15 protein-coding genes and 2 tRNA genes are annotated in these 21,670 nt (G+C 66.1%); 6 read left to right on the forward strand and 11 right to left on the reverse strand.

From position 1 onward, the window contains the following. Window positions 1-132: 132 nt before the first annotated feature. Window positions 133-795, forward strand: coding sequence for a TetR/AcrR family transcriptional regulator (locus IU459_RS00550; protein ID WP_195127442.1), 663 nt, complete (start codon window positions 133-135; stop codon window positions 793-795). Between the two features lie 14 nt (window positions 796-809). Here IU459_RS00550 and IU459_RS00555 read toward each other — a convergent pair whose 3' ends face one another. After that, a complete protein-coding gene (locus IU459_RS00555) occupies window positions 810-3,008 on the reverse strand; it encodes an MMPL family transporter (protein ID WP_195127443.1) in 2,199 nt (732 codons plus the stop codon). A gap of 385 nt (window positions 3,009-3,393) precedes the next feature. Here IU459_RS00555 and IU459_RS00560 point away from each other — a divergent pair. Beyond that, a tRNA-Ala gene (locus tag IU459_RS00560) sits at window positions 3,394-3,466 on the forward strand. 325 nt (window positions 3,467-3,791) lie between these two features. Here IU459_RS00560 and IU459_RS00565 read toward each other — a convergent pair. After that, complete coding sequence (locus IU459_RS00565) at window positions 3,792-4,430, reverse strand: DUF6069 family protein (RefSeq protein ID WP_324198706.1); 639 nt, start codon at window positions 4,428-4,430, stop codon at window positions 3,792-3,794. Between the two features lie 779 nt (window positions 4,431-5,209). Between IU459_RS00565 and IU459_RS00570 the strand changes: the two genes are divergently transcribed. After that, on the forward strand, window positions 5,210-5,758 hold the full coding sequence (locus IU459_RS00570) for a hypothetical protein (RefSeq protein ID WP_228837154.1): 549 nt from the start codon (window positions 5,210-5,212) through the stop codon (window positions 5,756-5,758). Between the two features lie 288 nt (window positions 5,759-6,046). Here the strand turns inward: IU459_RS00570 and IU459_RS00575 are convergent. The 9 genes from IU459_RS00575 to dnaA all read right to left on the reverse strand — a co-directional run bounded on the left by IU459_RS00575 (window position 6,047) and on the right by dnaA (window position 20,028). Continuing rightward, a tRNA-Ile gene (locus IU459_RS00575) sits at window positions 6,047-6,120 on the reverse strand. A gap of 262 nt (window positions 6,121-6,382) precedes the next feature. Beyond that, window positions 6,383-7,570 carry a DUF3566 domain-containing protein gene (locus IU459_RS00580; RefSeq protein WP_195127445.1) on the reverse strand — a complete coding sequence of 396 codons (1,188 nt, stop codon included), beginning with the start codon at window positions 7,568-7,570 and terminating at the stop codon, window positions 6,383-6,385. Between the two features lie 39 nt (window positions 7,571-7,609). Continuing rightward, window positions 7,610-10,123, reverse strand: a complete 2,514-nt coding sequence (gene gyrA, locus IU459_RS00585; RefSeq protein ID WP_195127446.1) for a DNA gyrase subunit A — start codon at window positions 10,121-10,123, stop codon at window positions 7,610-7,612. 109 nt (window positions 10,124-10,232) lie between these two features. Beyond that, window positions 10,233-12,314, reverse strand: coding sequence for a DNA topoisomerase (ATP-hydrolyzing) subunit B (gene gyrB, locus IU459_RS00590; RefSeq protein ID WP_228837155.1), 2,082 nt, complete (start codon window positions 12,312-12,314; stop codon window positions 10,233-10,235). 276 nt (window positions 12,315-12,590) lie between these two features. Beyond that, a complete protein-coding gene (locus IU459_RS00595) occupies window positions 12,591-13,502 on the reverse strand; it encodes an alpha/beta fold hydrolase (RefSeq protein ID WP_195127448.1) in 912 nt (303 codons plus the stop codon). 127 nt (window positions 13,503-13,629) lie between these two features. Beyond that, the gene (locus IU459_RS00600) at window positions 13,630-14,199 is read right to left on the reverse strand and encodes a DUF721 family protein (RefSeq protein ID WP_195127449.1); all 570 of its coding nucleotides are present in this window, start codon (window positions 14,197-14,199) and stop codon (window positions 13,630-13,632) included. A gap of 364 nt (window positions 14,200-14,563) precedes the next feature. Beyond that, window positions 14,564-15,772, reverse strand: a complete 1,209-nt coding sequence (recF, locus tag IU459_RS00605; RefSeq protein ID WP_195127450.1) for a DNA replication/repair protein RecF — start codon at window positions 15,770-15,772, stop codon at window positions 14,564-14,566. Window positions 15,773-16,015: 243 nt separating this feature from the next. After that, the gene (dnaN, locus tag IU459_RS00610) at window positions 16,016-17,191 is read right to left on the reverse strand and encodes a DNA polymerase III subunit beta (RefSeq protein ID WP_195127451.1); all 1,176 of its coding nucleotides are present in this window, start codon (window positions 17,189-17,191) and stop codon (window positions 16,016-16,018) included. Between the two features lie 902 nt (window positions 17,192-18,093). After that, a complete protein-coding gene (gene dnaA, locus IU459_RS00615; RefSeq protein WP_195127452.1) occupies window positions 18,094-20,028 on the reverse strand; it encodes a chromosomal replication initiator protein DnaA in 1,935 nt (644 codons plus the stop codon). A gap of 646 nt (window positions 20,029-20,674) precedes the next feature. Between dnaA and rpmH the strand changes: the two genes are divergently transcribed. Genes rpmH through yidD form a run of 3 tightly spaced genes read left to right on the forward strand, consistent with a single transcriptional unit; the run spans window position 20,675 to window position 21,666 of the window. Next, window positions 20,675-20,818 carry a 50S ribosomal protein L34 gene (rpmH, locus tag IU459_RS00620; protein WP_006550910.1) on the forward strand — a complete coding sequence of 48 codons (144 nt, stop codon included), beginning with the start codon at window positions 20,675-20,677 and terminating at the stop codon, window positions 20,816-20,818. Window positions 20,819-20,839: 21 nt separating this feature from the next. Further along, window positions 20,840-21,271, forward strand: coding sequence for a ribonuclease P protein component (gene rnpA, locus IU459_RS00625; protein WP_195127453.1), 432 nt, complete (start codon window positions 20,840-20,842; stop codon window positions 21,269-21,271). Beyond that, the gene (gene yidD, locus IU459_RS00630; protein ID WP_195127454.1) at window positions 21,268-21,666 is read left to right on the forward strand and encodes a membrane protein insertion efficiency factor YidD; all 399 of its coding nucleotides are present in this window, start codon (window positions 21,268-21,270) and stop codon (window positions 21,664-21,666) included. Before rnpA ends, yidD begins: the two co-directional genes overlap by 4 nt. The last annotated feature ends 4 nt before the right edge of the window (window positions 21,667-21,670 follow it).

Genomic DNA, 21,670 nt, shown 5'->3' on the forward strand with positions numbered 1-21,670 from the left:
GACCACTCCCTCCATCTGACTGACGATATCGTCATATACGACGTAACACTCAGTCAAGTAGTTCTGAATAATTCGTCACAACTGAAGTGGGGGTTACCATGTGCGAGGACGAGCAGGGAGAGGTGAGCAGGCATGACCGAACAGACCGACGCGGAACCCAACCGGCTGGAGCGCCGCAAGGCACGCACGCGCGCCGCCCTGGTGAGTGCGGCCCAGTCCTTCATCGCGACCGGGAAGCTGAACGCGCCGATCCTGGAAATCACCCAGGCGGCCGATGTCGGCATGGGGTCGTTCTACAACCACTTCCACAGCCGGGAGGATCTGTTCCAAGCCGCGGTCGAAGAGGCGCTGGACCAGCACGGCGCCGTGCTCGACACATTGATGGAGGGGTTGGACGACCCGGCCCAGATCTTCGCGCAGAGTTTCCGGCTGACCGGTCGCATGCATCGGCGAAACCCCATCCTCAGCAAGGTGCTGCTCAACAACGGACTCGCACAGACCGCCTCCGAGAAAGGGTTGGCGCCACGCGCTCGGCGGGACATCGAGGCCGCCGCTCACGCGGGCCGTTTCCACATCAGCGACGCGGAACTGGCCATGACGATCGTCGCCGGCGCCGCACTGTGCCTGGGCCAGCTCCTGCACGATCAGCCCGAACGAGACGACGCCGCCGCGTCCGACCAGGTCACCGAGGACCTGCTGCGCATGTTCGGCATCCCGGCCGACGAGGCGGGCGAGATCTGCCGGCTCCCACTGCCTTCACTCGACCTGCTGCCGCTCGGCGACAGCGCCGCATGACCTGATCGACGGCGTCAACTCACGCTGGGCGCGAAGTCGCGAGTGAATTCGTGCTCCAGTTCCGCGCCCTCGATGTCGAGATCCGGCACGTAACGCCCGAACCAGCGGGGGTGGTACCACATGCGGCTTCCGACCAGGGCCATAACGGCCGGCACCAGCGTGAGCCGGACGACGAAGGCATCGAGCACCACCCCGACCGCCAGCGTGAACGCCAGGGGCTTGACGATCGGATTGTCGACCCAGGTGAAGGCCACGAACACGGCGCACATGATCAGCGCCGCGGCGCTCACCACCCGGGCCGAATGCGCCACCCCGTTCTGCACGGCCCCGACCGCATCCCCGCCACGGCTGAATTCCTCCTTGATCCGGGACACCACGAAGATCTGGTAATCACTGGAGAGCCCGAAGATGATCGCGAGGATGACGATGGGCAGGAAGCTCAGCGTCTGCGCCTTGGTCACCTGAAAAAGACCCGCTCCCCAACCCCATTGGAACACCGCGACCTGAATGCCCAGCGCGGCGAAAACCGAGAGGATGAATCCGACGATCGACGACAACGGCACCAGCACGGTGCGGAACGCGATCGTCAACAGCACAAGCGCCAAGCCGACCACGACCAAGAGGAAGATCGGCAGCGCGTCGGCCAGCCGGTTGGAGGTGTCGATGTTCGCGGCGGTGGTGCCGCCGATCAGGAAGGTGGCTCCCGTGTTCGCTTCGATGCGGGCGCGGTTGTCCCGCAGCCGGGTGACCAGATCCGAGGTGGCCTGATCGTCCGGACCGGTTTTCGGCACGACCTGGAGGAGCAGCAGGCGGTCGCCGCTGCCTGCCGGCTGTACCGCGGCGACGTCGGGTTCGGCCTGCAACCGTTGCGTCAACGTCTGCCCCACCTCCGGGCCGGTGGCGTTGGACAGGTCCGTCACCATCAGCAGCGGACCGTTGAACCCGGGACCGAATGAGCGGCTGACCAGGTCATAGGCCTTGTGGGCAGTGCTCGATTCCGGTTGCGACTCGCCACTGGGCAGCCCGAGATCCATCCGAGTGACCGGTATCGCCAGGACGGCCAGCGCCGCGATGCCGACCACGAGCAGCGGCACCCGGAAGCGCGTGACGAATCGGCCCCAGGCATGCCCCATCGTCTGCTCCGGTTCATACGCCGCGATCCGCGCCACCTCCTCCGGACGTCCCGGATGCAACGGAGGCGAAATGAACCGAGCGACAGTGTCACCGGCGAATCCGAGCAGCGCGGGCAGCAGCGTCAGGGCGACCAGCATCGCCACCAGCACGGCGCCGGCCGCCGTGAGCCCCATGACCGTCAGGAACGGAATGCCGGCGACCGAAAGCCCGCACAGCGCGATGATCACGGTCACCGCCGCGAACACGACCGAGCTTCCCGCCGTGCCGACCGCCAGCGGTATCGACTGCTCCGCGGGCAGCCCGAGCACGATGTTGTGCCGATGCCGGGACAAGATGAACAGCGCATAGTCGATCCCGCACGACAGCCCCAGCATCAACGCCAGCGACGTCGCCGCCGCGGGCACGTCGACGAAAGCGGCCACACCCAGGATTCCGGTCAGACCGATGGCCACGCCCACCAACGCCGTGACGATAGGCAGTCCAGCGGCGACAACCGCCCCGAACGTGACCAGCAGGATGAGGAAGGCCGCGGCGATACCGAATATCTCCGGTGTTTCGGGTACTTCGGCGGTGAAGCCCGGATACACCGCTCCAGAGAACTCCACGTCCAGGCCCGCATCCCGCGCCGGGGCGGCGATGTGGTCCACCTCGCCTAGCGTCTCCTCGGTGACCTCCCCGGTCGGCACCGAGAATTGCACGCTGCCCAACGCGACCCGCTGATCGGGTGCCACCGCCTTGGCCTCGAACGGGTCGACCACCGTCGCAACCTGCGGCAGCCCCCGCAGACCGGCCATGACCTGCTCTATCTGGGCGCTGGGCTGCTGGTCGGTGACCTTCGACAGCCCCGGGGTGGCGAACACGACCTGCATCTGAGCTCCGCTGTACGCGGGCATCCGCTGCTTCAACAGGGAAACGGCGTCCTGTGACTCGGTCTTCGGAATGGTGAAGTCATCTGTGGTCTTGCCACCGCTCAGCGCAGCGAATCCGATCGCACACGCGAGCAGAACCAGCCACACCGCCAGCACCCACCAGCGTCGAAGGGCGACCAGGCGACCAAGAGCGAACAGATACCGAGACATGCGGGTCCTCTCATCGAGCAACCAGCGACACATCGACGAACCGGATCACGACCGCTGCGACCACGATAAATGCCCTCGCCAGGCGGTACCTCCACAACGCTCGAATCCTGGCCCCGACCTGGGCCCTCCGACCATCCCCGCGCACCGAGTCGCCGGCTGACCTCGCGTGCTGATCCGATCGCCGTCGACCGGGTCATGCCCATACCGGCCATCGCCTCGGCCGTTGCTCGACGCCGCCGGCACCGATCCCCGCGGCGCATCGCATGGCGAACAGCTGCGACAACCGCGCTCCGCGCACCATTTACCCTGCCGTTTTGACCGCGTCAACGGCGAGAAGGTACCGTTTTCCAGGCGTCTGTACGCGCCGACCGTGATGAACGGTGATGGGGCCTTAGCTCAATTGGCAGAGCACTGCCTTTGCAAGGCAGGGGTTAGGGGTTCGATTCCCCTAGGCTCCACGCATCGCAGGCTCATGCTCATGGAAAGCATGAGCCTTTTGCGTTCCGCGTGTTTTGTGGGGGTGCAACCCCCACGCCCCGCCCGGAGGGCTTCGCCCCCGGACCCCCGTGCTTGTGGTTGCGGTGGGTGGTCATGGTTCCCGGTGGAAGGGCTTGGCCACCGGACCCCCGTGCTTGTGGTTGCGGTGGGTGGTCATGGTTCCCGGTGGAAGGGCTTGGCCACCGGACCCCAGGCTTGTGATTGCGTTGGGAGCTTGGCGGAAAGCCGACAGTCACTGTGCGAGCAGCCACTCCACCGTGCTCCGGCCTTCCGCTCCGCCGTTCCTCACTGATGCACGATGCTCTTGGCGCCCACCATGCGCACCATGCTGAGGATCGGGAGTCCGATCACCAAATGTTCGACACCAGTGGTGATGCCCACCCACAGATCGTTGGACAGTGCCAGTGGAATGACCACCGCCGCGGCGGTGAGGATTCCCACGATCCAGCCGAAGAACAATTCCGGTGACGGAGTGCCCAGGCGCAGCAGATACCAGAGCACCCCGGCCAGCAGCGTGCAGATGAAGGCCACCACCGCGAACCAGAACGAGTCCTGAGCCATCGGGTTCCATACGCCGAACTTGCCGCTCTCGGTCACCCGGGTGGCGATGATTTCGATGATCCAGGCGCACAGCCAGGCCGCGAGCGCGGTCACCACCGCCGCAGCGAACACACCACCGGTGAACATGCCGATGTTGACGTCCGGCCCCTGCTGTGACCGAGACTGCCGGTCCGGATACTCGGACTGCTGATATGCGCTGTATCCGTGGTCTTGGCTGTATCCGTGGTCTTGGCTGTATCCGGAACCCTGGCCGTATCCGGAACCGTCGCGGTATCCGGGATCACCCCTGTACCCGGGATCGCGGTAGTTCCCCGGCTGGTATCCGGCTTCATAACGTGCCGTGTGCTGGTCGCGCGGATCCATGGGATTCAACCGCCGATCACCTCCGTCGAGAGCATGCGTGTGGGTCGAGTGTAGGGCCCGACCGAACCGGCTGCTGGCCGCATTCGGATACCCATAGAGCTGCGGGAGCGAGAAGTGTGGGATGACTTGGGCCCGGCACGGTCCACGATCGAAGCCGCCCCGGGTCTTATCGGTCGTACGCCGACTCACCGAACTGCGGTAGCGCCAATCGCAGCATGACCGGCGCGCTAGAGGTGCAAACCGCGCCGACTGTCACCTGCTCGGCGGCGGTGATCGAGTCCGCTGGGCTCATATATCCGGTAATGCAGACGCTCGAATACCCGATGCGCGTGCCGAAGGACCTATCGGTATTCCCGCACAGGGCTGGCGTCGCCGCCTACAAGGCAACTTCATCCATCCGGCCGCGGGATAGCTTGCCGCGCACAGCCATTCCTTCGAATCGCATTTTCGATGCTCCCTCACGGACTGTCCGGATTCGTTCGCCTGGCCGTCCCCGCCCGCGGATAAACCATCCCGAGCCTGGTAATACGAAGCGGTCCCGCATGTTCCGGGCCGTCACCGAGAATGCGTCGCTGGGCGCGGGCTCGAACTCGGAACTCCCCGCATGCTGCAGCTATCCGCGATCCAAATGTGAAAACCGACCGCGTGACTCTAAGAGAAGTATGAGAAACCCCTATGGACATCATAAGTACCGAGGAGGAGCATATTCATGATGCCGTTTGTCGGGGAAACGGACAACCGTAAATCGGCAGATTGGAAGTCCAATGATAATTAGAAAGTTGGTGGCGACCGCACTCATAGCCATTGCATCCACAGGGATCGCTACCGTCACGGCCCAAGGTCAGGGCCGAGTAGCGGGGCAGGAAATCACTGCCACCTTGTCGGACGGCCCCATCGCCTACACGACGACCCTGGCGGCTGATCACTCGAGCGCCACGATCAACCTCGCGTCCGGGAAGTTCGTCCCGGCTCCCGAAGGGATCAATGTGATCGCGGACAACGGCGCACTCGTCGGCTCGATCCCGACGACGCTGCGCATGGAGACGGGGCAAACCTTCACCGTCACACCGTCGCTCGACAGCACGGGCCGGATCCTGACTATGACACCGGCGAGTGGCGCACCGTCACCCGAGGCGGCCAACATGCCACCTGAGGTGCAGAGCCTGGTGCAGGATGCCCTGTTTATCGGGCTGTTCGTGGGCGCAGCGATCGGCTGCGCGATCGGCGTTCTCATCGGAATCTGGTTCTTCCTGGTGGGCGCCGTGATCGGTTGCGCGATCGGCGCTGCCATCGGTGCGACGATCGGCTTCTTCTTCTTCCCGCTCTGACAGATCTCCGGAAGGAACCGAATCAAGGTGGTCGACACGGCCGAGCGGTTACCAGGCCGCTCGGCCTCTCTGCGCTCGCAGACAGTCACACCACTCGCAATCACTTACCGCCGAGGACTTGACCGGTTCAGGGAATCGGTTTGTCGACGCGCGAGATGCCCGGGTGTAGCCGTCGAGTGCATGCCGTGGCGGCGTGGCGCGCTCTTGATATGAGCCGAGAGCAGACTTTGTCGACGATGTCTACCGCGAACCCGGTACGGGACCATGCCCCAGATGAGAATCTCGAGGTGGGCCTAGGAGGACTTGAACCTCCGACCTCTTCGTTATCAGCGAAGCGCTCTAACCGCCTGAGCTATAGGCCCGTGTTGTTCGACTCGGATCTCCGAGCCGAGAGCAAAGACTACCGGACATGACCTCCATGAACCAAAACGGCTGGTAGGCGGCATGCGGTGGTACGGGCGCGGAATGCCGATAACTTCCGGTGGTCGACACCCGATCGCCCGTCTTTCCAGCACCGGGATTGCAGGCACGGTCAGAGTACCTGTGCCAGATGCGCTGGGGAGACCCAAAAACGGCCGGTACCAGCCCCTGCAGAGGCGGGTACCGGCCGTTCGGAAGAACCGGCTAGTCGGGGTCGGCCAGGGTTACCTGGATGCCGCCGACGAGGTCGCAGCACTGGTTGTAGATGAAGGTGCCGACCGTGCCCAGCGCGGTGAACAAGACGACGTTGATCAGGCCGATCACGCCCGCGTAGCCGAAGACGGTGCCCGCGTCGATCAACCCCACCGAGCCGCTGTCCTGAGACACCATGTCGGTGAACGTGTTGTTCAGCCGCTCCCACACGCCCATGCCCTCGAGCACGATGTACAGCAGGCCGACCGCCAGCATCCACACGAAGAACATCGCCACGCTGATGACGAGGGTGATCTTCAGCGTCGACCAGGGATCGATGCGACGGAGCTGCACCGTCGCCCGCAGCGGCTGACCGGAAGCGGCCGCGGCGACCGCTACCGGAACCGCGGGCGAGACCGGTGCGGACTGCGGACCCGTGGGTTCGGTCTGCGGCAGCGGGTGGCGGATCTCGGACAGGTCGGGCATGTCCTTGATCAGCTCCGGCCGCGCGATGCTGCGGGTGGGTCCGTCGATGCCGACGGACTTCACCATCGCCGCTTCCTTGCGTGCCGCCTTGGCCGCCAGGTCGGCGGTGGTGCGCGCGTTGGACGCGTTGTTGCCGAGCCCGACCGACCCGCCGGAGTTCGGGCGGCCGGTGACCGGCGCCTGACCAGGGCGGTACAGGTTGGACTGCGGTTCCCGCTGCGGAAGCTGCGACCAGCCGTCCTGATACGGCGACTGCTGTCCGCCGTTGCCTGCGGCGCCCCCGGCCTGCTTCTCCCCGCCCTCGGGCGCGGGCTGCTCGGCCTTGGTGTTTATCCGCGCCGTCTTCTGATCGAAGTGCTCCTGGCCGTCGCCGCCGGGCACCTTGTCCGGCTTCGCCTGCTGGGCCGGGAAATCACCCTGCTTGTCGCGCAACTCCTGCGGCTGGGCATTCGGCTGGTTGGCGCCGGGCCTCGGCTGGTTGCCGGGCTGCCCGACCGGCTGCCCACCGGGCTGAGGCCCCGGTTGGCTCTGGTGACCACCCGGCTGTCCACCACCGGGATGGCCGCCTCCTTGCTGGCCGCCACCGGGCTGACCGTTCTCGGCCGAGGCGACCGGCCGTGGGATCGGCCGCGGCGGGATCGGTGACGGTGCGATCCGCTCGGTCACACCGTTCGTCTGGTGCCGCTCGTCATTCGGCTGATTCGGAGTGGTCAATGGGAATCCTTAGATCCGTTCGTTGCCGCCGCTATTGGATTACTTCTCAGAAGAACCGGTGTCACCGCCGCCGGCGACCTGATCGGGATCGGGCTCGTCGGCATTGCGCGCGATCGCAAGCAAGGTATCGCCCTCTGCGAGGTTCATCAATCGCACGCCCTTGGTCTGCCGTCCAGCCTTACGAACTTGCTTCGCCGCCGTCCGGATGACGCCGCCCCCGGAGGTGATCGCGTACAACTCATCCTCGTCGTCGACGATGAGCGCCCCGACCAGGGTGCCACGTTTCGCGTCGAACTGGATGGTCAATACGCCTTTACCGCCGCGGCCCTGCGGGGTGTACTCCTCGATCGCGGTCCGCTTGGCATAGCCGCCGGACGTCGCGACCAGCAGATACGTGCCATCGCGAACCACATTGAGGGACAACAGTTCATCGCTGTCGTTGAACCGCATGCCCTGCACACCCGAGGTTGCGCGGCCCATCGGACGCAGCGCCTCGTCGGTGGCCGAGAACCGAATCGACTGGCCGAGCGCCGATACCAGCAGCAGGTCCTCGTCGGCCGAGCACAGCACGGCACCGACCAACTCGTCCTCGTCGCGCAGGTTCACCGCGACGATGCCACCGCTGCGGTTGGAGTCGAAGTCGGTCAGCTTCGACTTCTTCACCAAGCCGTTCTTGGTGGCCAGCACCAGGTACGGGGCATCGTTGTAGGACTTGATCTGGATGATCTGGGCGATCTTCTCGTCCGGCTGGAAGGCCAGCAGGTTCGCCACGTGCTGACCGCGCGCGGTGCGGTTGGCCTCGGGCAGCTCGTATGCCTTGGCGCGGTACACCCGGCCCTTGTTCGTGAAGAACAGCAGCCAGTCGTGCGTCGAGGTGATGAAGAAGTGCTTGACGATGTCGTCCTGCTTGAGACCTGCGCCCTGCACACCCTTGCCGCCGCGCTTCTGGCTGCGATAGAGATCGGTCTTGGTGCGCTTGGCGTAGCCGGTCTCGGTGATCGTGACGACCACGTCTTCGCGGGCGATGAGATCCTCATCGGCCACGTCGCCGTCGGCCGCGATGATCTTGGTGCGCCGGTCGTCGCCGTACTTGTCGACGATTTCCTGCAGCTCGTCACGCACGATCGCGCGCTGGCGGTGCGGCTTCTCCAGGATGTCCTTGAGGTCGGCGATCTCGAGTTCGATCTTGGCCAGCTCGTCGACGATCTTCTGCCGCTCCAACGCCGAGAGGCGCCGCAGCTGCATGTCGAGGATCGCCGTGGCCTGGATCTCGTCGATCTCCAGCAGCCGCATGAGGCCGGTGCGCGCGGTCTCGGTGTCGGCCGAGCGGCGGATGAGCGCGATGACCTCGTCCAGCGCGTCCAGCGCCTTGACCAGTCCGCGCAGGATGTGGGCCCGTTCCTCGGCCTTGCGCAGCAGGTAGCGGGTGCGCCGCACGATCACGTCGAGCTGGTGGTTGACGTAATGGCGGATCATCTGGTCCAGCCGCAGGGTGCGTGGCACCCCGTCGACGATGGACAGCATGTTCGCGCCGAAGCTGGTTTGCAGCTGGGTGTGCTTGTAGAGGTTGTTCAGCACCACCTTGGCCACGGCGTCGCGCTTGACGGTGACCACGATTCGCAGACCGGCGCGATCGGAGGACTCGTCGTGGATGTCGGAGATACCCGCGATCTTGCCGTCGCGCACCTGTTCGGCGATCGATGAGATCAGGTTGTCGGGATTGACCTGGTAGGGCAGCTCTGTGATGACGATCGTGGTGCGGCCCTTGTTGTCTTCCTCGATCTCGACCACACCGCGCATGCGGATGGAACCGCGCCCGGTGGAGTAGGCGTCGTGGATGCCCTGGCTACCCACGATCAGGCCGTCGGTCGGGAAATCCGGGCCCTTGACCCGCTCCATACACGCGGCGAGGGTGGTTTCCTCGTCGGCATCGTGATTCTCCAACGCCCAGTAGATCGCCTCGGCGACTTCCCTGAGGTTGTGCGGCGGGATGTTGGTCGCCATGCCGACCGCGATGCCGCCCGAGCCGTTGATCAGCAGGTTCGGCACCCGGGATGGCAGAACCACCGGCTCTTGCGAGCGGCCGTCGTAGTTCGGCACGAAATCGACCGTCTCGTGGTCGATTTCGCGCAGCATCTCCATCGCGATCGGCGTGAGACGGCACTCCGTGTACCGCATCGCGGCCGGGCCGTCGTTGCCGCGCGAACCGAAGTTGCCCTGCGGGTCGACCAGCGGGTAGCGCAGCGACCACGGCTGCGCCATGCGCACCAGGGTGTCGTAGATCGGGACGTCGCCGTGCGGGTGGTAGTTACCCATGGTCTCGGCGACCGGGCGCGCCGACTTCACATAACCGCGGTCGGGCCGATACCCGTTGTCGTACATCGCGTAGAGGATGCGCCGGTGCACCGGCTTCAGGCCGTCGCGCACGTCGGGCAGCGCGCGGCCGACGATCACGCTCATCGCGTAATCGATGTAGCTGTTCTGCATCTCCTGCTGGATATCGACCGGCTCGATGCGCTCGCCGCCGGTCGGGGGCAGGGTGGTGTCGGTCATGAGGTCTCCTGTGTCTTGCGGATGCTCCCGCACCCCGTCGGCGTCATGAGCGCTGCGCGATGGTCTCGTGCGGAATCGTGGGATCGCGCGTCACGACGCGCGTGCTGACTCACAGATCGAGGAAGCGGACGTCCTTGGCATTGCGCGTGATGAAACTGCGCCGCGCCTCGACGTCTTCGCCCATCAGCACGCTGAACAGCTCGTCGGCCGCGGCCGCGTCGTCCAACGTCACTTGACGCAACAGCCGCACCGACGGATCCATGGTGGTCTCCCACAGCTCCTTGGGGTTCATCTCACCGAGACCCTTGTAGCGCTGCACGCCGTCGTCCTTGTTGATCTTCTTACCCGCGGCCAGACCGGCCTCCAGCAGACCGTCGCGCTCGCGATCGGAGTAGGCGAACTCCGGCTCGCTGCGCTGCCACTTGAGCTTGTACAGCGGCGGCTGCGCCAGATACACGTGACCGTGCTCGACCAGCGGACGCATGAACCGGAACAGCAGCGTGAGCAGCAGCGTCGAGATGTGCTGGCCGTCGACGTCGGCGTCGGCCATCAGCACGATCTTGTGATACCGCAGCTTGCTGATGTCGAACTCGTCGTGGATGCCGGTGCCGAAGGCGGTGATGATCGACTGGACCTCGTTGTTCTTGAGGACCTTGTCGATGCGCGCCTTCTCGACGTTGATGATCTTGCCTCGGATCGGCAGGATCGCCTGGTACATCGAGTCGCGACCGGACTTGGCCGAGCCGCCTGCGGAGTCACCCTCCACGATGTAGATCTCGGACTTGTGCGGGTCCTTGGACCGGCAGTCGGCCAGCTTGCCGGGCAGACCGCCCAGGTCGGTCGCCGACTTGCGGCGCACCAGCTCGCGCGCCTTGCGGGCGGCGACGCGCGCCTGCGCCGAGGACACCGCCTTGTTCACGATGGTCTTCGCGTCGGCCGGGTTGGCTTCGAACCAGTGGGTGAGGTGCTCGTTGCAGGTGCGCTGCACGAACGACTTCACCTCGGTGTTGCCGAGCTTGGTCTTGGTCTGGCCCTCGAACTGCGGCTCGCCGACCTTGACGCTCACGATGGCGGCCAGGCCCTCCCGGATGTCGTCACCGGTGAGGTTGCCGTCCTTCTCCTTGATGAGCTTCTTGTCCTTCGCGTACTTGTTGACCACCGTGGTCAACGCCGCGCGGAAGCCCTCCTCGTGCGTGCCGCCCTCGTGGGTGTTGATGGTGTTGGCGAAAGTGTGCACCGACTCCGAGTAGCCGGAGTTCCACTGCATCGCGACCTCGAGTTCGTGGCCGGTGCCCTTGCCGGTGAACCCGACGACCGAGTTGTGGATCGGCTGCTTGGTCCGGTTGATGTGGCGGACGAAGTCCTCCAGCCCGCCCGGGTAGTGGTAAGTCCTGGTCTTGACCTTGTGCTCGGCGGCACCGCCGTTCTCGTCGGCGTGCTTGGGCGCCTCGGCGGTCTCGCTGACCACCTCGTCGATGACCTCGGAATCGCTGACGCGCTCGTCGGTGAGCTTGATGGTCAGTCCTTTGTTCAGGAACGCCATCTCCTGTAGCCGGCGAGCCACCGTCTCGAAGTTGTACGTGGTGGTCTCGAAGACCTCCGGGTCCGCCCAGAAGCGGATGGTGGTGCCCGTCTTCTTGGTCGGCTCACCCTGCACCAGCTTGCCGGGAGTGGCGTCCTTGTAGGTCTGGCTCCAGTGGTGGCCGTCGCGGTCGATTTCCGCCTCCAGACGGGTCGACAGCGCGTTGACCACCGAGATGCCGACGCCGTGCAGACCGCCGGACACCGCGTAGGAATCCGAGTCGAACTTGCCACCCGCGTGCAGCTGGGTCATGACGACCTCGATGGTGGGCACGCCTTGCGCATGCAACGCGACCGGGATGCCGCGGCCGTCGTCGACCACTTCGACGCCGCCATCGGCCAGCAGGGTGACCTCGACCTTCGTCGCGTACCCAGCCATCGCCTCGTCGACGGAGTTGTCGACGACCTCCCAGATCAGGTGGTGCAGACCGCGTTCACCGGTGGAGCCGATGTACATGCCCGGACGCTTGCGAACCGCCTCGAGCCCCTCGAGAACCGTGATGGAGGAGGCACCATAGTCCTGCTTCCCGGTTGCCTTGGTCGAACCCGATGCGGTGGAGTCTTTGGCAGCCACTGGTCGGTAGCTCTCCTTACTTGCTGATCCCGGCATACATCCATCGGACAGCACACGTGGGGCCCTGGTGGTGTCTGCTCGAAATCAGGGTCCACGCGCGGACTGTGCGAAACGCGCCGAAGGGTATCGCCGCTAGTTACGTCACCATCCTACTGGTACACCCAACTTACAACGCACCTCCGACACCCCTGACGGCTCCGTGAATGCGAGAAAACGGAATCCGCCGAGTCGGGTCCGCCTCCCGCCGGTTTTCATCCAGCAGGCGTGGGCTGAGAGATGCGTTGGCCGCCGCGCACTTCGAGTCGCCCGGGATCAGCGAACGGCGCCGATCCGATCCACGAAGGCGGCGAGGTGGCGTGCCAGCTCCGCCGGATGTGAGATCGGCGACCAATGCCGAGCCGGGATCTCGGCGCGAGTCAGGTCCGGCACCCATCGACCGGCCTCGGCGTTGACCACCGGCCGCACCGCCCGGTCTCCGGTGGCGACGATCAGCTGCACCGGCACCTCGACGGGGCGGGGCCGCGGGTGGCGCAGGTGCGTGCGGATGTTCGCGCGGTAGAGCTTCAGGTTATTGATCATATCGGTGCGCAGCGTCGGCGCCGTCTCCACCAACGCGGGATCCAAGCCATCGAAGAACCCGAGGAAGCGCGGCCAATGGTTGGACAACACGCGCAGCACCGGATTCGGCAGTCCGGGAATCTGGAAAGCGACGGTGTAGGCCGAGGCGATGGCTTGGATGAGCGAACCGCGGAGCCGCGCCGCGGTGACGGGGCCGCGCAGATAGGCGCCGAGGAAATCCAGGTTCGGGCCGGACACCGAAGTGAACGACGCGATCACCGACGCGGCGTCCGGAGCGGCGACCAACTCCCACCCGATCACCGATCCCCAGTCATGGCCGAGCACGTGGACACGTTGGCCCGGGGCGACCGCGTCGATCACCGCGCGCACGTCGGCCGCGAGCTCTTCGATGCGGTAGGCGGCGACGTCAGTGGGCGCCGAGCTGTTGCCGGCACCGCGATTGTCGAACGCGATCACGCGATGACGGCCCGCGAGCAGCGTGGCCACCCGGCTCCACAGCACGTGCGTGTCGGGCCAGCCGTGGATCAGCAGGACCGGAATGCCCTCGGGATTACCACATTCATACACCGCGAGTTCGACGTCGCCGCGGTGGACGGTTCGGGTCGCGGTCGCGGGAAACGGGCCAACGGATGTGGTGATCGTCATCGAAAAACCTTCCGCCCGGACGAATTCGGTCCGATGCGACAGGTTCCGGGCACGACATCGGGCCGAGGCGTTCCACGTGAAACGCCCGTCGGTATAACCGTAACACCGAGTATCAGATACTGACCAACTATCCGTACGTATCGCGCGGTCCCCGGCCCTTGATGTGGCGTTCGCCCTTACGCCAGCTCGGTGCGGCAGGCCCGGAGATCTTCAAGGAGGTCACCACGCCCGGGCCGACCGCGGTGTTGATCTTCGCCAGGATCTGACTCTGCAGCATCCGCAATTGCGTGGCCCACGCGGTCGACTCCGCCGCGATACTCAGCACGCCGTCCTTCAGCGCGATCGGGGTGGCGTGCGCGGCGATGTCCTCACCGACGACGCCTGCCCACCGGCCGAACACCATGCCCTCGGCGACCTTGCCCGACCAACCACGGCTCTTGGCGATCGAGCCGGCCAGCTTGGACAGCAGCTGGGGATCGCGATCGTCCGGGCGTGCGCCGGACCATCCGGTACGCCTGCGGGCGCCGGTCCGCAACCTGCGCTGCGGCGAGGCACGACCCTGGCCGACGGACTTGCCGCTGGCCCGTGCCGCGGCGCGCGCCTCCTCCAGCGCGCGCCGGGCCAGATCGATTCCGCGTAGCTCGGGTTCGCGGCCTGCGGATTCGGCGGATCCGGGCTCGGCGGGCTGATCGCTCATCGGCCCCCTCCCTTCGCACGCATTCGTTTGTCCCCAGTTTCGATCACGTTGTCCCCAGGCTTTGCCGGATGTTGCCAGCTACGCGGGAACGCACGCGGCCGACAAGCGGACAGCCGGTCAATTGACCTATTCATCGCCCATTCGAGGGGTTTCCACATGACGTCAGTGCGATTGCCAAGTCGTTGCTGAATCCATTTTCGCCGAGTCGCCCGACGTCGACCTGCCGAGTTTTCCACAGGTGTTGGGGAGTCGGCCTCAGCTGTTGAGAAGACGGGCGGCAGTCCCGACGACTGGTCACTGTAGTGGATCCAAGCCATGGACGTGCCGGGCGCGGATCGCGCCGGCGCATCCGGGTTCACGGAGCTCACCGCTCGCCGCCGGAACCGTGGCTGTCACCGCAGGCCGTCTCTTCGACCACGAGGCGCGAGACGCGTCCATCGGCGCTTCCCGTGGTCTCGACGCGCAGGGGCACTGCGGCGAGTTCGCCGGGTACGTCCTCCGGCACGGCTGCCGTGATCAGCACCTGCTCGGCCCCCGCGGCGACCGCGGCGACCGCGGCGCGGCGACGGCGGTCGAGTTCGGCGAAGACGTCATCGAGCAGCAACACCGGTTCGGCGCCGGTGGCGCGCAAAAGATCGAACGCCCCCAAGCGCAAGGCCAGCGCGAACGACCACGACTCGCCATGGCTGGCGAACCCCTTCGCGGGCGAGTCCCCGAGCATCAGCTCCAGCTCGTCGCGATGCGGGCCGATCAGGCACACTCCACGCTCGAGTTCTTTCGGCCGCGCCGCGGCGAGTTCGCGCAGCAGGATCGCCTCGAGCTCCTCGGTGTCCTCCGCGCGCGGCGATCGGGCCGGATCCAGGAATTCCGGCGGCAGCGCGGCGCTGCGATAGGCGATCGAGGCAGACCGAGACTCCGGAGCGATGGAGGCGTAGGACTCCGCGACGTACGGAGCCAAGTCGTGCACCAGTCGCAGCCGTTGGGCGAGCAGTACCGAGGCGTGCGCGGCCAAGTGCCCGTCCCATACGTCCAGGGTGCTCAGATCCCCCCTCGACCTGGCCTGGCGCCCAGCGGTTTTCAGCAACGCCGACCGCTGGCGCAGTACCCGGTCGTAATCGCTGCGCACCGCGGCCAGCCTGGGCAGGCGTGCTGTGCACAACTCGTCCATGAAGCGGCGGCGCTCGCCGGGATCGCCGCGCACCAGTGCCAGATCCTCCGGTGCGAACAGCACCGTCTGCAGGATGCCGAGAATTTCCCGGGTCCGGCGGACCGGTGACCGGTTGATCTGCGCCCGGTTGGCACTGCCCTGGTTCAGTTCGACATCGATGCGCAACTCGCGGCCCGCGTTGACCACGGTGGCACCGATCCGGGCACGTTCGGTGCCGATCCGGATCAACGGCGTCTCCGTGGCGACGCGGTGCGAACCGAGCGTGGCCAGGTAGCCGATCGCCTCCAGCAGGTTGGTCTTACCGTTGCCGTTCGATCCCAAGAAAACCGTGCGGCCTGGGGATAATTCGAGTTCCACCTGCTCCCAGGAGCGGAAATCACGCAGCGACAGTGCCCGGATGAACATCCGCTATCGAGCCCCTGCCTGGGCGGAAGCGGTCGTTCCCGCCAGTCGGTCCGGCGTCGGCACCGCCGCCGATCCCCATGTCACATGCCACAGTCCTGTGGAACACCTGTGGATAAAGTGTGCGGGCACCCGCGGCGCGACCCGGTTTTCCGACGTCGCCGGCGGTCTCCCAGCGGCAAGGTCGCTCACCTGCACCGGATCACGCGGCGCGGATCCGCACGGTACCCGATCATGCACCGGCCATCAGCCCGGCAGCCGGACCGGCATCAGCAGATAGATGTACGGGCTGGACAGCGCCGCGAACGTTCCGGAGTCGAGCACCTCGGGCTCCTCCTCCGCAGCGGGCAGCAGCACGGCCGGCCTGCTGGGTGTGGTGAAGCCGAAGGTGACCCGGTCGGCGTGCAACGCGGACAAGCCGTCGATGAGGTAGCCGGGGTTGAACGCGATGGTGAGCGACTCGCCGCGGAAGTCGGCCTCCAACCATTCCTCGGCGCGTCCGGCGTCGTCGCCGCCCGCCGACAGCAGGAGACCGTCGGTGGAGAATTCCAACCGCACCTGGGCACCGCGCTCGGCTACCAGTGCGACGCGCTTGATGGCGTCGGTCAGTGCGGCGACCGCCAAAGTGGCGATCGAAGTGTGTTCCTTGGGGAGCAACTGGCGGAACTTGGGGAATTCCGCGTCCAGCAGACGGGTGGTGGTGCGGCGGCCCGCGTTCACGATGCCGAGCAGGCCGTCGGATCCCGCACCGGAGCCCAGCGACAACTGGACCGGGGCGTCGGACGGACCGAGCGTCTTGGCGGCCTCGGATAGCGTCCTGGCCGGGATGAGCACCGAGGTCTCGATGTCGGGGCGCGCGGGCTGCCATTCGATGTGCCGGACGGCCAGGCGGAACCGGTCGGTCGCCGCGAGGACGACCTGCGGGCCTTCGATCTCCACCCGGATTCCGGTGAGCATGGGCAGGGTGTCGTCGCGCCCGGCGGCGACGGCGACTTGGCCAACGGCCTCGGCGAAGACCTCGACACTCAATTCACCGGTCTGCTGCGGCACCTCGGGCAGCTGGGGATAGTCCTCGACCGGCATGGTGGGCAGGGAGAACTTCGCGCTGCCGCAGGTGATCAGCACCCGGGTGCCGTCCACCGAGACATCGACCGGCTTGTTGGACAACGCTTTGGTGATGTCGGCCAGCAGTCGGCCGGAGACGAGCACCTGGCCCGGGCCCGCGACCTCCGCCGCTACGCGCACCTGCGCGGACACTTCGTAGTCGAAGCCGGAGACGGTCAGCCCGTCCTCGTCGGCTACCAGCAGCACACCGCCGAGCACCGGAACCGGAGGCCTCGACGGAAGACTGCGGGCCACCCAGGCGACGGAGTCGGCGAAATCCTCGCGGGCGACCCGAAACTTCATGCTTGCAAGCTCCATCGCCCGATCTGTCCTCTCCCGGTTCCGTGATCTGTTGTCGGCTCGTCAGTGTCGGTTCTCGAAAGGGTCCTGCCGAATCGGCCGCCTTCGCAGTCTGGCACAGGCGACCGACATCAAACCGTACCCGCGTGCGAGACGAGCACCTAGCCCGACCCTCCGGCGGTACGCGTGGTCGGTGCCGGGTGGGGTCCCCCAGTGTGGGTTGAGCAGAAGCAAGCGAGTCGTCCAGGGGCGCGGCCGGGTCCGTCGCTCGTGCATCGGCCGGATCGTGGTGAGCCGACGGACTGTGTGCATGGACATCGGCCTGCGCTGTTCTCCATGCCGGAAACGTCGTGACACCGAAGCCGCGTCGCTCGACCGACTTTCCACACACCCTGTTTTGAAGAGAGATCTCTGAAGAGAAGAACTGAAGTAGTAGTAGGTGCTGTGGATTCTGTGGACTGCGGCCGAATCCACTGGTCAGGGGGCGTGGTGCCGTGGGGATGACCGCGGGGTGTCTCGAGGATGAACACCAGGCATCTGTGGAGGTTCACCGGTTGTCCCCGATTCATCCTCGAGCGCTCCTCGAGTTGTTCCACCGGATTCACCCAGTTGTTCACACATGTGCACGAAATCGTGGACAACTCGAGGAATCCTCGAGGACTCCACACGGACTCCTCGAGGATTCCACAAGGCTTGATCCGGACACCGTGCTGGTCACCGGGTGTGCGCAACCGCGGCTGGGGAAACTGTTGAATTCGGCCTGTGAGCCGACAGTTGGGGACGCTCCCCCTGGCCTGTGGGTGAATCGGTGGACAAACCGGGGGATTCCTCGAGGAATCCACAAGGATTCCTCGAGGAATCCACAACCCACAAAAAAGCACCGCCCCAGGTCAGGGGCGGTGCTCAGCTGTGTATGGACCTCAGCGCGAGCGCTGTTTGATCCGGGCTGTGAGTTCTTGGACCTGGTCGTAGACGCGGCGCCGCTCGGTCATCTCCTTGCGCACCTTCTTCTCCGCGTACATCACCGTGGTGTGGTCGCGACCGAACGCCTGACCGATCTTCGGCAACGACAGATCGGTCAGCTCGCGGCACAGGTACATGGCGATCTGCCTGGCCTGGGCGAGCGGCCGAGCCTTGCCGGGACCGGTGAGTTCTTCCAGGGTCGTGTTGAAGTACTCCGCGGTGACGGCCATGATGGTCGCCGCGTTGATCTCCAGCGCCGCGGTGTCCGGCATGAGATCGCGCAACACCACCTCGGCCAGCGGCAGATCCAGCGGCTGCCCGTTCAACGAGGCGAACGCGGTCACCCGGATGAGCGCCCCCTCCAGCTCGCGGATATTGCGCTCGACCCGGCTGGCGATCAGCTCCAGCACGTCGTGCGGCACATCGAGCCGATCCATCCGCGCCTTCTTGCGCAGGATCGCGATCCGCGTCTCCAGTTCCGGCGGTTGCACGTCGGTGATCAATCCCCACTCGAACCGTGTGCGCAGCCGCTCCTCCAGAGTGGCCAGTTGCTTCGGCGGGCGGTCCGAGGAGACGACGATCTGCTTGTTCGCGTTGTGCAGGGTGTTGAAGGTGTGGAAGAACTCCTCCTGGATGCCTTCCTTGCCCTCGATGAACTGGATGTCGTCGACCAGCAGGATGTCGGTCTCGCGATAGCGACGCTTGAACGCGACCTTCCGGTCGTCGCGCAGGCTGTTGATGAAGTCGTTGGTGAATTCCTCGGTCGAGACGTACTTGACCCGCATGCCGGGAAACAGGCGCTGCGCGTAATGGCCCGCCGCATGCAGCAAGTGTGTCTTGCCCAATCCTGAAGCACCCCAGACGAACAGCGGGTTGTACGCGCGTGCGGGGGCTTCGGCGATGGCCACGGCGGCGGCGTGCGCGAAACGGTTGGACGCGCCGATGACGAAGGTCTCGAAGGTGTATTTCGCGTTCAGGCTGGCCGAGGAGGTCGACGGAGCGGACGACTCCTGCGACTTGGTGAAGTAGGTCGGCCAGGAGTTGCGGACATTCACAACTGGCTCGTCGTCATGATCGCCGCGCGGGTTGTCGCCGACCGGCTCGCGCACCGGATCGTGCACCAGGCCCGTATCGGTCTCGGCGGCCTCCCGCACCGGCGCACGGATCGGGCCGCGCATCGGGGCCGGTTCGGGATTGAACAGCGACTCCTGGCCCGGCGGGATAGCCGACTCACGGCGTGGCGGAAGTCCGGTTTCGCGCCGCGGCGCGGCGTCCGGCGCGGATACCCCGGGCAGTTCGGCCATGGTGGAGTAGTCGCCGCGCGCAGGGTAATCGGCGTGGGCGTACTCCGGCTGGCGGTAGTCCTCCCCCGGCGCGAATTCCTGTCCGTATTCCGGTCGGGAGAAGTCGGAGTCATCGTCATAAGGCGACGCGGGCGCGTAGTCGGCGGACTGTGTGTAGCGGGGCGCGGGGTATGCGTCCCGGCCCGGGAAGTCGGAACCCGGATATGTGGCCGGCCCGCGCCCGACATCCCGGGTTCGCTCCGGCCTGCTCGTCATCCTGGCATGCCGGGGTGTGTTGCTCTGCCGGTCGACCGTCGGGCTGGTCGGGGCGGCGATGCGGACGCCGAGCCCTTCCACTTGCGGACCGAGTCGACGGGCAAGCGACCGGAGGATCGGCTCGCGCAGATCGCGTTCGATGGCTTCCTGGGCCAGCGACGAGGGTACCGAGAGCAGGGCGAACCCCTGTGCGACCGTCAGCGGCTTGACCAGCTTCAGCCAGGCCTGCTGTGCTCGGGTCACCGGAGGGATGGCGCCGTCCGGTGAGCCGGTGGTCAGCTCGGTGACAACCTCGGGCCACACCGTGGCCAACACGTTCTGCTCGTCGTCCATGCAGTTTCCTCCCCGGAAGTAGGTCGATAGGAGCAGACGGCCGGGGTACGCGGGGAGGATGAGGTGCGACCGTGCTGGGGTCGGTACCGTGATCCTGCGTACGTCCGTAACCGGTTCGGACGCTGTCCGGGTCCCCCCTCCGGGCAGCGGCGTGGCACCGTCGGCTCTACGAATATGCCACTCCAGGGGTCTTTCCACACAATTATCCACAGATGTGGAGAACCCTGGGGAACTGAGAGGGGCGCACACGCGCGAGGCTGACAACGCTGCGACCTGCGGTTCTGCAGCAATCACTTGGCTAAGTACCCTAGTGGCCGAAGCGCGTCGCGGGCTAGGGGTGTGGACGAACTCACCGTCATTGCCAGGACGTCTGACTCGTCGCGACCGATTCTGCCTGGTCGTGGGCTCCGGGGCGCGGGTGTGGGGCGAGTTTGACCCGCCCCGGACCGATCAGTACCCTCGTACAGTCACCCCTTGGTGCGGTGGCGGTCTTGTGCTGACCGCGTTTAGGTCGTGATCGACCGACTGTGCGCCAGGACCGACGCGCGCCGATGATGACCAGACCTGCGATTCATTCGCGCACTACACGTATCACCGACAAGCTTCGGGCGCTACCTGGTGCCCGCCTACTCGAGGAGTGTTGACCGTGGCCAAGGGCAAGCGGACGTTCCAGCCGAACAACCGTCGTCGGGCGCGGGTGCACGGCTTCCGCCTCCGGATGCGCACCCGTGCGGGTCGCGCCATCGTCTCGGCGCGTCGCCGCAAGGGCCGCGCTTCCCTTACTGCCTGATCCTCGCTCTCGGACGCTCGGGTGTTGCCTGAGCCGTATCGGTTGCATCATCGTGCCGACTTCTCCCGGACGGTGCGCCGTGGCCAGCGAATCGGGAGGCGAGATCTGGTCGTGCACGCGCTCCTAGGCGAGTATGACGGAGTCGTGGGCGTGAATGAACGACACGATCAGATCCCGGACGACAAGCTGGTCCGCGTGGGTGGACCGCGCTTCGGGTTGATTGTCAGCAAGGCGGTGGGCAACGCGGTGATTCGACATCGCGTTGCCCGCCGCCTGCGTCATATGTGCGCCCAGCTGCTCGCCGAGGTGGCGCCGGGAACCGACATCGTGATCCGGGTACTTCCCGGTGCCGCCACGGCGTCCTCGGAAGACCTGCTCCGCCAGCTGCGTGGCGCCCTGCGCAAGCTCGGCGCCGGCGCCGCGGCAGGAGCGCGGACGGGCGGTCCGACATGAACATGCCCGCGATGATCACCAAACTGCCCGCGAACGCGCTGATCTTTCTGATCGAGCTGTATCGGACCTACGTCTCTCCCACCCGCATGCCGGTGTGCCGGTTCACCCCGACGTGCAGCGAGTACGCGGTTACCGCCCTGCGCACCCGTGGCCTGTTCATCGGGCTCGTACTGACGGTCGTGCGCTTGGCCAAATGCGCACCCTGGCACCCTGGTGGGTGGGACCCCGTCCCGGAGCGGAAGCGGAGCACCCTTCGCACCGACTCCGTGGACGAGGCAGCTGCCGACGTGGCGTCGCAGGAACCGAGCGTGCCTGCCGAGCCGCCGTCGCAGCCGAACGCTTGTAAAGGATCACCGCACGCGGTGATCGGCGACACGAACGACGGGAGTGCATAGAGCC

The sequence above is a fragment of the Nocardia amamiensis genome (assembly GCF_015477605.1).
Taxonomy (GTDB): Bacteria; Actinomycetota; Actinomycetes; order Mycobacteriales; family Mycobacteriaceae; genus Nocardia; species Nocardia amamiensis_A.

Coding starts and splice junctions, on each gene's coding strand:
- IU459_RS00550 (WP_195127442.1), top strand. CDS start 133: ATGACCGAACAGACCGACGCGGAACCCAACCGGCTGGAGCGCCGCAAG.
- IU459_RS00555 (WP_195127443.1), bottom strand. CDS start 3,008: ATGTCTCGGTATCTGTTCGCTCTTGGTCGCCTGGTCGCCCTTCGACGC.
- IU459_RS00565 (WP_324198706.1), bottom strand. CDS start 4,430: ATGGATCCGCGCGACCAGCACACGGCACGTTATGAAGCCGGATACCAG.
- gyrA (WP_195127446.1), bottom strand. CDS start 10,123: ATGACCGACACCACCCTGCCCCCGACCGGCGGCGAGCGCATCGAGCCG.
- gyrB (WP_228837155.1), bottom strand. CDS start 12,314: ATGCCGGGATCAGCAAGTAAGGAGAGCTACCGACCAGTGGCTGCCAAA.
- IU459_RS00595 (WP_195127448.1), bottom strand. CDS start 13,502: ATGACGATCACCACATCCGTTGGCCCGTTTCCCGCGACCGCGACCCGA.
- IU459_RS00600 (WP_195127449.1), bottom strand. CDS start 14,199: ATGAGCGATCAGCCCGCCGAGCCCGGATCCGCCGAATCCGCAGGCCGC.
- recF (WP_195127450.1), bottom strand. CDS start 15,772: ATGTTCATCCGGGCACTGTCGCTGCGTGATTTCCGCTCCTGGGAGCAG.
- dnaN (WP_195127451.1), bottom strand. CDS start 17,191: ATGGAGCTTGCAAGCATGAAGTTTCGGGTCGCCCGCGAGGATTTCGCC.
- dnaA (WP_195127452.1), bottom strand. CDS start 20,028: ATGGACGACGAGCAGAACGTGTTGGCCACGGTGTGGCCCGAGGTTGTC.
- yidD (WP_195127454.1), top strand. CDS start 21,268: ATGAACATGCCCGCGATGATCACCAAACTGCCCGCGAACGCGCTGATC.